This is a genomic window from Rhizomicrobium sp. (genome assembly GCA_037200385.1).
Classification (GTDB): Bacteria; Pseudomonadota; Alphaproteobacteria; order Micropepsales; family Micropepsaceae; genus Rhizomicrobium.
Genome location: JBBCGL010000001.1, coordinates 4,185,805 through 4,198,131 on the forward strand (window position 1 = coordinate 4,185,805; position 12,327 = coordinate 4,198,131).

The following is a 12,327-nucleotide window of genomic DNA, read 5'->3' on the forward strand; positions in this document are numbered from 1 at the left end:
TGGCTCGCGGGAAGAGTTGCAAATTCTCGGCCCGCCTTACGGTTTATGCGTTCGCGCGCGAGTCATCCGGGGTGGCGACATGGGCGGCGCCATTGGCGCCTGACGGCTTGCCGGTTTTCTCGACCAGATCGAGGAACGGCTTGATGATGTCGATGGGCATCGGGAAGATGATCGTGGAATTCTGTTCCGCGCCGATCTCGGTCAGGGTTTGCAGGTAGCGCAGCTGCATGGCAGCCGGGATACTGGAGAGGATCTTGGCCGCGTTGACGAGCGTCTGCGAGGCCTGGAATTCTGCTTCCGCGTGAATGATCTTGGCGCGACGGTCGCGTTCGGCTTCGGCCTGCTTGGCGATGGCGCGCACCATGTTCTCGGTCAGTTCGACGGTCCTGATCTCGACATTGCTCACCTTGATTCCCCAGGTCTCGGTCTGGGCGTCGATGATGCTCTGGACGTCGGTGCTGAGCTTCTTGCGATCGGAGAGCATCTCGTCGAGCTCATGCTGGCCCAGGACCGCGCGCAGCGTCGTCTGTGCGAGCATGTTCGTCGCGGGAAGATAATGCTGCACCTGTATGATGGCCCGCTCGGGATTGACGACGTTGAAGTAGAGCACCGCATCGACCTTCATCGAGACGTTATCGCGCGAGATCACGTCCTGGGTCGGTATCTCGATCACCTGGATGCGCAGGTCCACGCGGACCATTTCCTGGATGAAGGGGATCAGCAGAACGAGGCCGGGTCCTTTGACTCCCTGAAAGCGTCCGAGCGTGAACACCACCGCGCGTTCGTATTGGCGCACGATTTTCACGCTCACCGTGATCAGAATGAGCGCGACGACCGCGACAGTCGGGATGATAAATGGAGTGAGAAAGAGCATGTCGCTGCGCCTTTCGAGGAAGAAAAGCAGCGTCGTATCCGAGGCGTTGCTCTGGAAAGAAATTTCGCGAGTTACAATTCGGCTTTATTCGTGCGTCGTCTGACCGGGCGTCTGAACGCCGATACCGGGCGAGACGACGCGCGTGTCCTTGGCTCCGTGTGAGGCTTCCAGGCCGGCAAACTCACCTGAGACGTCTGGGACTGCGATTTTCGTGGGATCGATGTCCCGCAGATCGTGAACGGTCCGATATGTCTTCTTCGATTTCATCCCATTCATCCTTGAGCGGCGCCGCAAGATCATGCGTGGCGCGAGAGCGGCAAGCGCGGTGGACCACTTGTCACGCGATGAAGGAATGCCCGGCAGGCAACAAAGTTTCGTGGCGCTTCATTACTTCGCTTCCACGAGAAAAAGGGGGAATCGGGACTTCACGCAACCGCGCAATTGCTGATCTTTCCGCGATGCGCCGAAACGCCAGGTTCGTCCTCCGCCCGAGGCCATGAATCATTTGTGAGCGCGTTCTGCTTTTATCGCGCTCCACCGCCGCTATCGGGTTGGAACGCCTGGGCGCATCGCCCGTTGTACCCGCACTACCCACAAGCTGACCTGAATGCGGACCGCTCGCCGGTCGGCGTAGCAGTTCACCAACTCGTGCTCGATGTTCAACAACTCAGCCGAAAGGTGACTGATCCATGACGCTCGCGACGATTCCAAAACCGACAACGGGTGACCAACCAGCAAAGACAAAAAAGCCGACAATGAAGGCGCTTATCTATCAGGCATTAGGCAAGAAAGCCCTTGAAGACCGGCCAAAGCCGGAGATCGCCGCGCCGACCGATGCGATCGTCAGGATCACGAAAACCACCATTTGCGGCACCGACCTTCACATTCTAAAGGGCGATCTGCCGTCCTGTCAGCCCGGCCGCATTCTGGGCCACGAAGGCGTTGGCATCGTCGATCAGGTCGGTCCCGCGGTCACGGTGTTCAAGCCGGGCGATCGCGTTCTGATTTCCTGCGTCAGCGCCTGCGGCAAATGTGTCTACTGCCGCAAACAGATGTATTCGCACTGCACCACCGGCGGCTGGATTCTGGGCAACACAATCGACGGTACACAGGCCGAGTTCGTGCGCATTCCCCATGCGGATATGAGCCTCTATCCGATCCCTGCGGGCGCCGATGAAGAGGCGCTGGTGATGCTTAGCGACATCTTGCCGACAAGCTTCGAATGCGGCGTGCTTAACGGGAAGGTCGAGCCGGGAAGTGTGGTCGCTATCGTCGGCGCCGGACCGATCGGACTCGCGGCGCTGCTGACCGCCCAATTCTATTCGCCGGCCGAGATCATCATGATCGATCTCGATGACAACCGGCTCGACGTCGCCAAGCGGTTTGGTGCGACGAGCACGATCAACAGCACTGACGGTAAAGCAGCCGAAGCGGTCATGAAGATGACCGGCAAGCGCGGCGTCGATTCCGCCATCGAAGCGGTCGGCATTCCCGCCACGTTCGAGCTCTGCGAGAAAATCGTCACGGCCGGCGGCCACATCGCCAATATCGGCGTCCACGGAAAGAAGGTCGACCTTCATCTGGAGAGCCTTTGGGACCGCAATATCTCCATCACCACGCGGCTGGTCGATACGGCGACCATCCCGATGCTCTTCAAGACGGTTTCGTCGCGCAAGATCGACCCCAAGAAGCTGATCACGCATCGCTTCAAGCTCGACGACATTCTCGAGGCTTACGAGACGTTCGGCAATGCCGCCAAGACAAAAGCGCTCAAAGTCATCATCGAGGCTTAAGCACCGATGCCGCGGGTTTTCCGCGGCGCAATTTCGAAAAGGGCAAAGACGTGAACATCCAAAACGTTAAATCCGCCGAGTACCAGAGCACCAATCCCGCGACCGGAAAAATCCTGAAGAAGTTCGAGAGTCTGAGCGACAAGGAGCTTGAAGCCAAGATCGCGGCAGCAGAGACCTGCTACAAGACATGGCGCCACAAGACCTACGCCGAACGTGCGGTCATTATCGCCAAGGCGGCGGAACTGCTGCATGCCAAGGCGGCCGATTTCGCGCACATCATGACGCTCGAAATGGGCAAGCGCATCGGCGAAGCGCTCGGCGAAGTGGAGTTCAGCTCGAACATCCTTTCCTACTACGCCAAGAACGCCGAACGTTTCCTGGCCCCGGTCAAACTCCATCCATCTCTCGGCGAAGGCCACATGGAGAGCAGTCCGATCGGCGTGATCTTCTGCGTGGAGCCATGGAACTTTCCCTATTATCAGCTCGCCCGGGTTGCCGGCCCGCATCTGATGGCGGGCAACGTCCTCTTGGTGAAGCACGCCGGCATCGTGCCGCAATGCGCGATTGCTTTCGAGAAGCTGTTGACCGACGCGGGCGCGCCGGCCGGCCTGTATACCAATCTTTTGATCTCGCACGATCAGTCGGACGCCGTCGTGGATGATCCGCGCGTGAAGGGCGTGGCGCTGACCGGCAGCGTCGCCGCCGGCAGGAGCGTCGCGGCGCGGGCCGGAAAGAATCTCAAACCCTCCTCGATGGAACTGGGCGGCAGCGACGCGTTCATCGTCCTCGAAGACGCCGATCTCGAACACACCATCAAATGGGCGGTCTGGGGACGGATGTACAATACAGGCCAGACCTGCTGTGCCGCCAAGCGGTTTGTCGTGGTCGACAAGCTCGCCGACGAATTCCTTGAGAAATTTCAGGCCTCGCTTGCGGCACTGAAGCCGGGAGACCCGCTCGTCGAGAAGACGACACTGGGGCCGTTGTCCTCGGAACAAGCTTTGCTCGATCTTTTGAAACAGGTCGATGGCGCGGTCTCCCATGGTGCAAAGCTGCTGATGGGCGGAAAGCGTATCGATCGTCCGGGTTCCTACATGGAGCCCACGATCCTGACGGACATCAAGCCAGGCAATCCCGCCTTCCGCGAAGAATTCTTCGGTCCGGTCGCGCTGTTCTTCCGCGTCAAGGACGAGGACGCGGCCGTAGCGCTCGCCAACGATTCCGACTTCGGCCTGGGAGGCTCTGTTTTCACCAGGGACATCGCCCGCGGGAAGCGCGTCGCCAGCCGTGTCGAGACCGGCATGATGTTCATCAACAACATTTCTTGGTCTGACGCCGAACTGCCGTTCGGCGGGATCAAGGACTCCGGTTATGGGCGCGAGCTCGGCGACATGGGGATCCAGGAGTTCGTGAACAAGAAGCTCGTCCGCTACGTGGCTGCCGAAGCGCCGGTATAGGCGCGGCGATGTATGTGAACGTCGCCGTCCTGAAGGAAACTCAGCCGCACGAGCGGCGGGTGGCGCTGGTGCCATCCGTTGTGCCCAAGCTGATCAAACTCGGCGCCAGGCTGCATATGCAGTCTGGCGCGGGCGACGCCGTTAAGCTGGGAGACGCGGCCTTCAAAGACGTCGTGTTCATGGATGATCGCAATGCCTTGGTCAGCGACGCCGATGTAGTCCTTTCCGTGCAGCCGCCTGCGATGGATGTGATCGATGCGATGAAGGAAGGCGCGATCCTCATCTGCTTCGTCTATGCGGACAAGGAGAAGGCGCTGGTGCAGCGCCTTCTGGAAAAAAAGATCACCTGCTTCGCCATGGAGCGCGTTCCGCGGATTTCGCGGGCTCAGGCCATGGACGCGCTTTCGAGCCAATCCGCCTTGGCGGGCTATTACGCCGTACAACTCGGCTCGACCCATCTGGCACGCATCCTTCCGAAGGTCACGACGGCCGCCGGAGCGATCGGCCCGGCCAAGGTTCTTGTAATGGGACTTGGCGTGGCCGGTCTCGAAGCACTCGCCACAGCCCATCGGCTCGGCGCCGTCGTCGAGGGTTATGACGTGCGCCCGGAAACCGAGGAACAGGCGCTATCGTTGGGCGCGAAATTCGTCGAGACCGGCGTCGACGCACGCGGCAAGGGCGGCTATGCCCGCGAACTGAGCGCGGAAGAAAAGAGCAAAGTCGCCGCCGTGCTGACGAAGCACATCCAGGATGCGGACCTTATCATTACGACAGCCGCCATTCCCGGCAGGGCCTCGCCGAAGCTCATCAGCACGGCGCAGGTCGCGGGCATGAAGGCCGGTGCCGTGATCGTCGATCTTTCGGCCGAGGGCGGAGGGAACTGCGAAGATACAAAGCCGGGCGAAACCATCGAGGTCGGTCAGGTGACGATCATCGCACCGCTGAACGTGCCATCGCTGCTCGGCGAAGATGCGAGCGAACTCTATGCGAAGAACCAATACAACCTGCTCGCCCTGATGATGAAGGACAACATCATCAAGATCGACTGGGACGACGAGGTGCTCGCCAAGACGGCGCTTACTCATGCCGGAATGCTTTGTGACGCCGACGCCAAGCCGGGAGCGCCGAAATCGGCCGGCAAGCCTCACGCGGCCAAGCCGCCGGCGAAAGCGGCTTAAGCCGGAACGAAAGGTCGAAATGGAATTCCAGATCGCGATGACGGGCTTCCTGGCGCTGTACATCTTCATGCTCGCCGGCTTTGCCGGTTGGGTGATCATCGGTGGGGTGCCGGCGATCCTGCATACGCCTCTGATGTCGGGCTCCAATTTCGTTCACGGCATCGTCGTGGTCGGCGGCATATTTGCCTTGCTCAACGCCAGCACGGTGCTGGAACAGGTGATTGGCTTCTTTGCCGTACTGCTCGGTGCCGGCAATGCGGCAGGCGGCTACGCCGTCACCGATCGTATGCTCGCGATGTTCCAGACAAGCGGACAAGGCCACCACGGGAAGCCCTCTCACGCCAAACCCAAGCATGCGAAGAAGGGCTGAGATATGCTCGCAATGATTCCGCAACTGACGATCGGCGCAGTCGATCTCGCCGCGGCCTTTCTCTTTCTCTACGGCCTTAAGCGCATGTCGTCGCCGGTGACGGCGCCGTCGGGCATCTTTGTCGCCGGCATGGGCATGCTGGTCGCGATCCTGGCGAGCTTTCTCTACGTGTTCAGCGTCGGCGCGGCAGCCAGGCCGTTTCTGCCCATGAATATCGGACTGGCCCTGATCGCTCTCGTCGTCGGTGGCGGCATCGCCTGGTGGAGCGGCCGGAAGGTCGCGATGACCGCCATGCCCCAGATGGTGGCGCTCTACAACGGCATGGGCGGCGGCGCGGCCGGCGCGATCGCCGCGGTGGAGCTGTTCGGCGGCAAGGCACAGGGAGCGACCCAGCTCGTCATGACGCTGATAGGCGCGCTGATTGGCGCCGTGTCGCTGTCCGGCTCGCTGATCGCGTGGGCGAAGCTCGACGGCGTCATCGAGAAGCCATTGCGCGTATGGGGTCAGCAGGCTTTCAACGGAGTCGTCATGCTCGCGACGCTCGCGGTCGGCGGCTACATCATCTACGTGATCCAGAGCGGCACGGTGCCCCCGATCGCGATGCCCAGTCTCATCACTCTGTTCTTTGGCTGCGCCCTGGTCTTCGGGATTGCGATGACGCTTCCGATCGGCGGCGCAGACATGCCGGTTGTGATCTCGATCTACAATGCTCTCACCGGCCTCGCGGTCGGTCTCGAAGGCTTTGTGCTGCAGAACCCGGCCTTGATGATCGCCGGCACGGTCGTCGGCGCCGCCGGCACGCTTTTAACCCTGCTCATGGCCAAGGCGATGAACCGTTCGGTCAGCAATGTCATCTTCACGAATTTCGGCGCGCCCGCCAAGCACAAGCACGGCGCCATCAGCGGCAGCCTCAAGCCGGTGCAGGCCGGCGACGCCGGCATCTTCATGCGCTATGCCAGCAAGGTCATCATCGTGCCCGGCTACGGTCTCGCCGCTGCGCAGGGCCAGCAGAAGCTCTACGAGTTCGTGAAGCTGCTGCAGGCGGCGGGTGTCGATGTCAAATTTGCGATCCATCCCGTTGCCGGACGCATGCCGGGCCAGATGGACGTGCTGCTGGCCGAGGCCGGCGTTCCCTACGACATGATCTTCCAGCTCGAAGACATCAACGACGACTTCGCGACGACCGATGTCGCGCTCGTCATCGGTGCCAACGACGTGGTGAACCCGGCGGCGCGTACCGACAAATCCTCGCCGATCTTCGGCATGCCGATCCTCAACGCCGACAAAGCCAAGAAGGTCTACGTCGTGAAGCGCGGCGAGGGCAAAGGCTATTCGGGCGTCGTGAATGCGCTGTTCTACGCCGACAACTGCGAAATGGTCTACGGCGATGCCGCTGCCGTCATGGCGCAAATGATAGAGGCGGTGAAGGGGCTGGGATTGTCCGCCGCCGCCTGAACCAAAGCCCAAAGGAGAATGCCCATGCAAATCCTGGTCGATACGGACCACAATATCGAAGGGTCCGAGAAATTCACGCACCAAGTCGAGGCCGAGGTGCGTACCGCGCTGCATCGATATGCAGATCAGATCACGCGGGTCGAGGTATATCTCAGCGATGAAAACGGGGGCAAATCGGGCGGCGCAGACAAGCGATGCCTTATCGAGGCACGGCCGGCCGGCCACCAGCCGCTGACCGCCAGCCACGACGCGCCGACCTTGCTGGCCGCGCTCGAGGGAGCCGGCGGGAAGATGGCGCATCTGCTGGAGTCGACCCTGGGGCGTCTGCACCATCATAAGGGCGAAGCATCGATCCGGACCGAAAACGCCGGTGAGTGATCGAGGCCGACCGCAGGCGGTCCCGCCGAAATCGACCAAATCCAGTTTCAAAAACAGGAATGCCTCATGACCCGTACAATGCACGCCGCAGTCGTCGAAGAATTCGGAAAGCCTCTGGTGCTGCGGGAGTGGGATATTCCGACGCCCGGCCCAGGCCAGATTCTGGTCAAGACGGAGGCCTGCGGCGTCTGCCACACCGATCTCCATGCCGCGCACGGCGACTGGCCTGTGAAGCCCACGCTTCCGTTCATTCCCGGGCATGAAGGCATTGGGCGCGTCGTCGCTCTCGGTTCCGGTGTGACGATCGTGAAGGAAGGCGATCGCGTCGGCGTGCCGTGGCTCTACTCGGCTTGCGGGCATTGCGAGTATTGCCTGTCGGCGTGGGAAACGGTGTGCCCGGAGGCGCAATTCGGCGGCTACACCAAGAACGGCGGCTTCGCCGAATATATTCTCGCCGATCCCAACTATGTCGCGCATATTCCGGCCGGTCTTGCAGCAAAGGATGCCGCGCCGATTATCTGCGCCGGCATCACGACCTATAAGGGGATCAAGGAGACCCAGGCGCGGCCGGGCGAGTGGATCGCCATCTCCGGCGTCGGCGGCCTCGGGCATCTCGCGATCCAATATGCCAAGGCCATGGGCCTCAAGGTTTGCGCCGTCGATATCGATGACGGAAAGCTCGATCATGCCAAGCGGCTCGGTGCCGACCTTGTGTTCAACGCCAAGTCCGGCGATCCGGCAGTGGCATTGAAGACGGCGACAGGTGGGGGCGCGCATGGCGTCCTGATCACGGCGCCGTCGCTGCCGGCATTCAAACAGGGCGTCGCTATGACCCGCAAGCGCGGCACCTGCGTTCTGGTCGGACTGCCGCCGGGCGAGTTCCCCGTCCCGCTGTTCGACGTGGTGGCGAACTGCATCACCATCCGCGGTTCGTTCGTCGGCACGCGGGAGGACATGGCGGAAGCGCTTGCCTTTGCGGCCGAAGGCAAAGTCAAGGCCGATATCGAGCTGCAATCCTTGTCGAAGATCAATAAGATTTTCGACCGACTTGAGCATGGTGATGTTCCCTCCCGCGTGGTTCTCGATTTCGCGGCGAGTTAGAGCGGAGAATACCGTGCAGGCCATGGTGCTCAAGAAGCTTGGAACCGATCTCGAATGGACGGAGCTTGCCGACCGGCAACCTGGGCCGGGCGAGATACGGGTGAAGGTGTCGGCTTGCGGCGTCTGCCGCACCGATCTGCATGTCGTCGATGGCGAACTGCCCGACCCGAAAGTGCCTATCATTCCGGGCCACGAAATCGTCGGCCGGATCGACGCGCTCGGAAGCGGGGTGGAAGGGCTGCATCTGGGCCAGCGCGTCGGCATTCCCTGGCTCGGCCACACATGCGGTATCTGCCCTTACTGCATCGGCGGTCGGGAAAATCTTTGCGATCATCCGCTCTTTACCGGCTACACGCGCAACGGTGGTTTCGCGACGGCCGCGATCGCCGATGCGCGCTACGCATTTCCGCTCGGCGAAGACGGGAGCGACGAGGCGCTCGCGCCGCTGCTCTGCGCCGGACTGATCGGATGGCGCGCGCTGGGGATCGCGGGCGAGGGCAGGAAGCTCGGCCTTTACGGCTTTGGCGCCGCGGCCCACATCGTGGCGCAAGTCGCGAAGTGGCAGGGACGATCGGTGTTTGCCTTCACGCGGCCGGGAGACGTCGCCACGCAGGCATTTGCCCGGAGCCTCGGCGCGGCATGGACCGGCGGGTCGGACGAGATGCCGCCGGAGCCGCTGGATGCCGCGATCATCTTTGCGACCGTCGGCGATCTCGTGCCGGTGGCGCTGAAGGCGGTGCGCAAGGGCGGTCGCGTTGTTTGCGCGGGCATCCATATGAGCGACATCCCCGGCTTTCCCTATGGACTGCTCTGGGAAGAGCGGCAGCTTGTTTCCGTCGCCAATCTCACGCGGCAGGATGGGCTCGATTTCCTGCGCTTGGCGCCGCAGATCGGCGTCGTCACCAAGACCACACGCTATCCGCTCGAGCAGGCAAACCAGGCGCTCGCGGATCTGCGCGCCGGCCGCTTCGATGGCGCCGCGGTGCTCGTGCCGTGACCCGGAAAATCGTCTACCAGGAGAACAGATCATGCAAATCGGAATAATCGGACTCGGCCGGATGGGCATGGGCATCGCGCGCCGCCTGTTGCGCGGCGATCATGCGTGTGTGGTCTACAACCGCCATCCCGAACCGGTCGCGACGCTGGTGAAGGAAGGTGCGGCAGCGGCCAAGGATCTGGGCGACCTTGTCCGCCAGCTCAAGCCGCCGCGCGCCGTCTGGATCATGCTCCCGGCCGGAAAGGTGACCGAAGAAACCATCGCCGCCCTCAGCGGGTTGCTCAGCCCGGGAGACACGATCATCGACGGCGGCAACACGTTCTATCGGGACGACATTCGCCGCGCGAAGACGCTGAAGAGCAAGGATTTGGATTATGTCGATATCGGCACGTCCGGCGGCGTCTGGGGTCTTGAGCGTGGTTTCTGCATGATGGTCGGCGGCGATAAGCGCGCCGTCGATGCGCTCGATCCGATCCTGAAAACCCTGGCGCCGGGTGTCGGAAGCATCTCGCGCACCAAGCGCGGGGCGGGTGCCGATCCAAGACCCGAGGCAGGCTACATCCATGCCGGTCCGGTCGGCGCCGGGCACTTCGTCAAGATGGTGCACAACGGCATCGAATACGGATTGATGCAGGCCTATGCCGAAGGCTTCGATATCCTGCGCAACAAGGACTCGAAGGACCTGCCCGAGGAAGAGCGCTTCACGCTGAACATGCCGGACATCGCGGAGGTGTGGCGGCGCGGCAGCGTGATTTCGTCCTGGCTGCTCGATCTCGGTGCCTCGGCGTTGGCGAGCGATCCGCAGCTCGAAGGCTTCACGGGTTTCGTCCAGGATTCGGGCGAGGGCCGCTGGACCGTCGAGGCCGCGATCGAGGAGGCGGTGCCGGCCAATGTGCTCACCTCGGCGCTTTATACCCGTTTCCGTTCGCGGCAGCAGCACAGCTTCGGCGAAAAGATGCTCTCGGCCATGCGCTTCGGTTTCGGCGCGCATGTCGAAGGCAGCGAACCCATCGATCCCCAACCGAAGCCGAAAAAGACGTAAGGCGCCCGGCGGCACGAGCGTTCGCTGCGTCGGCCGCACCACCGCAACATGAGGACTCCCTTCCATGGCAACTGCAGGTCACGGCTCCGACCGGAGCACGACCAAGGTCTATCTCGTCGGCGGCGGCATCGCATCGCTGGCCGCGGCGGCCTTCATGATCCGCGATGGCGACGTCCTCGGTCATAACATCACCATCCTGGAAGAGCTCGACGAGATCGGCGGCAGCCTCGACGGCTCCGGTTCGCCGCAAGACGGTTATGTGCTGCGCGGCGGCCGGATGCTGGAAAGCAAATATCTCTGCACCTATGAACTGTTCTCGTCGATCCCCACGCTCGACGGAAGCAGGACGGTGACGCAGGAGATTTTCGCATGGAACGAGACGATGAAGACCTCGTCCAAATCGCGTCTCGTGCGCGATGGCCGCCGGCAGACCGCACCCGAATTCGGCCTCAGCGAAAAACACATCCTGACGATCGAGCGTCTGGCGATCGAGCCGGAAGCGTTGCTCGGCCGCACCACCATCGCCGATCAGTTCGACGCCGCGTTCTTCGAGACCAATTTCTGGTTCATGTGGTGCACCACCTTCGCGTTCCAGCCCTGGCACAGTGCGGTCGAGTTCAAGCGCTACCTCGTGCGGTTCGCCCATATGGTCTCGGGCTTCGACCGGCTGGAGGGGATCATGCGGACCGTCTACAACCAGTACGATTCGATGGTGCGGCCGCTGCGCAAATGGCTCGACGAGCGCGGCGTGGTGTTCGAACTGAACACCTGCGTGACCGATCTCGGCTATGGCGAGCGCAACGGGAAACAGGCCGTGACGCGCATCGCCTATGAGCGGGCCGGCAAGGCCGCGGAGATCGCGGTCGGCGAGGGAGACTATGTCCTGGTCACCCTCGGCTCGATGACCGAAGCGTCCAGCCTCGGCGGCATGGACGCCGCGCCGGTCCTGCGCAGCAAGACGGATGGCGGCGCGTGGACGCTGTGGGAGAGGATCGCCGCGGGTCGGCCCGATTTCGGACGACCGTCGGTTTTCGCCGACCATATCGACCAGTCCAAATGGATATCGTTCACCACGACGCTGCGCGATCCGACGTTCCTGCGTCTCATCCGAGACTTCACCGGCAACGTGCCCGGCGAAGGCGGTCTGATCACCTTCGCAGACTCCGCGTGGCTCGCCTCGATCGTCATCCCATATCAGCCGCATTTCATCGGCCAACCCGACGGGGTCGCCGTCTTCTGGGGCTACGGCCTCGCCGTCGACAAGCCCGGGGATTTCGTCAAGAAGCCGATGGCGGCCTGCACCGGCCGCGAGATCATGACGGAGGTGCTCGGTCATCTGCGCATCGCAGCGGAGCTGCCGAAAATCCTGGAGACCTCGACCTGCATCCCCTGCATGATGCCGTTCATCACCAGCCAGTTCCTGCCGCGCAGCGCCGGCGACCGGCCGCAGGTCGTGCCGAAGGGCTGGAAAAACCTCGCCTTCATGGGCCAATTCTGCGAACTGCCGGAGGACGTGGTGTTCACCGTCGAATATTCGATCCGTTCGGCGCAGGCGGGCGTCTATGCGCTGCTTGGCCTGAAGCGCGAACCGCCCGCGGTCTACCACGGCAAGTTCGACCCGCGTGTCCTTTACAGGGCGTTCATGGCATTGCACGACGTGCGCGCATAGCATGACCGCCGCA

Annotated in this window: 12 protein-coding genes; 10 read left to right on the forward strand and 2 right to left on the reverse strand. The window is 62.3% G+C overall.

Translation table 11 applies throughout. The annotated features are described in order from the left end of the window. Nucleotides 1-43 precede the first annotated feature (43 nt). Together WDM91_20125 and WDM91_20130 are read right to left on the reverse strand one after the other, a co-directional pair. On the reverse strand, nucleotides 44-874 hold the full coding sequence (locus WDM91_20125; protein MEI9996912.1) for a slipin family protein: 831 nt from the start codon (nucleotides 872-874) through the stop codon (nucleotides 44-46). 84 nt (nucleotides 875-958) lie between these two features. Further along, nucleotides 959-1,141, reverse strand: a complete 183-nt coding sequence (locus WDM91_20130) for a hypothetical protein (protein ID MEI9996913.1) — start codon at nucleotides 1,139-1,141, stop codon at nucleotides 959-961. 422 nt (nucleotides 1,142-1,563) lie between these two features. Here WDM91_20130 and WDM91_20135 point away from each other — a divergent pair, with 422 nt between their 5' ends. From WDM91_20135 to WDM91_20180, 10 genes are all read left to right on the forward strand, one after another. After that, nucleotides 1,564-2,667: a zinc-dependent alcohol dehydrogenase family protein gene (locus WDM91_20135; GenBank protein MEI9996914.1), complete on the forward strand. Its 1,104-nt coding sequence runs from the start codon at nucleotides 1,564-1,566 to the stop codon at nucleotides 2,665-2,667. Nucleotides 2,668-2,717: 50 nt separating this feature from the next. After that, complete coding sequence (locus WDM91_20140) at nucleotides 2,718-4,124, forward strand: NAD-dependent succinate-semialdehyde dehydrogenase (protein MEI9996915.1); 1,407 nt, start codon at nucleotides 2,718-2,720, stop codon at nucleotides 4,122-4,124. Nucleotides 4,125-4,138: 14 nt separating this feature from the next. Next, nucleotides 4,139-5,302 carry an NAD(P) transhydrogenase subunit alpha gene (locus tag WDM91_20145; protein ID MEI9996916.1) on the forward strand — a complete coding sequence of 388 codons (1,164 nt, stop codon included), beginning with the start codon at nucleotides 4,139-4,141 and terminating at the stop codon, nucleotides 5,300-5,302. Nucleotides 5,303-5,321: 19 nt separating this feature from the next. After that, nucleotides 5,322-5,672 carry an NAD(P) transhydrogenase subunit alpha gene (locus WDM91_20150; protein MEI9996917.1) on the forward strand — a complete coding sequence of 117 codons (351 nt, stop codon included), beginning with the start codon at nucleotides 5,322-5,324 and terminating at the stop codon, nucleotides 5,670-5,672. Between the two features lie 3 nt (nucleotides 5,673-5,675). Continuing rightward, nucleotides 5,676-7,127 (forward strand): NAD(P)(+) transhydrogenase (Re/Si-specific) subunit beta, encoded by a 1,452-nt coding sequence (locus WDM91_20155; protein MEI9996918.1) that lies wholly within the window; start codon nucleotides 5,676-5,678, stop codon nucleotides 7,125-7,127. 24 nt (nucleotides 7,128-7,151) lie between these two features. Continuing rightward, complete coding sequence (locus WDM91_20160; protein MEI9996919.1) at nucleotides 7,152-7,505, forward strand: HPF/RaiA family ribosome-associated protein; 354 nt, start codon at nucleotides 7,152-7,154, stop codon at nucleotides 7,503-7,505. Nucleotides 7,506-7,571: 66 nt separating this feature from the next. Next, nucleotides 7,572-8,606 carry an alcohol dehydrogenase AdhP gene (gene adhP, locus WDM91_20165; protein MEI9996920.1) on the forward strand — a complete coding sequence of 345 codons (1,035 nt, stop codon included), beginning with the start codon at nucleotides 7,572-7,574 and terminating at the stop codon, nucleotides 8,604-8,606. 22 nt (nucleotides 8,607-8,628) lie between these two features. Then, a complete protein-coding gene (locus WDM91_20170; GenBank protein MEI9996921.1) occupies nucleotides 8,629-9,603 on the forward strand; it encodes a zinc-dependent alcohol dehydrogenase family protein in 975 nt (324 codons plus the stop codon). 31 nt (nucleotides 9,604-9,634) lie between these two features. Then, nucleotides 9,635-10,645, forward strand: coding sequence for a decarboxylating 6-phosphogluconate dehydrogenase (gene gnd / locus WDM91_20175; protein MEI9996922.1), 1,011 nt, complete (start codon nucleotides 9,635-9,637; stop codon nucleotides 10,643-10,645). Nucleotides 10,646-10,709: 64 nt separating this feature from the next. Further along, nucleotides 10,710-12,314, forward strand: a complete 1,605-nt coding sequence (locus tag WDM91_20180) for an oleate hydratase (protein ID MEI9996923.1) — start codon at nucleotides 10,710-10,712, stop codon at nucleotides 12,312-12,314. The last annotated feature ends 13 nt before the right edge of the window (nucleotides 12,315-12,327 follow it).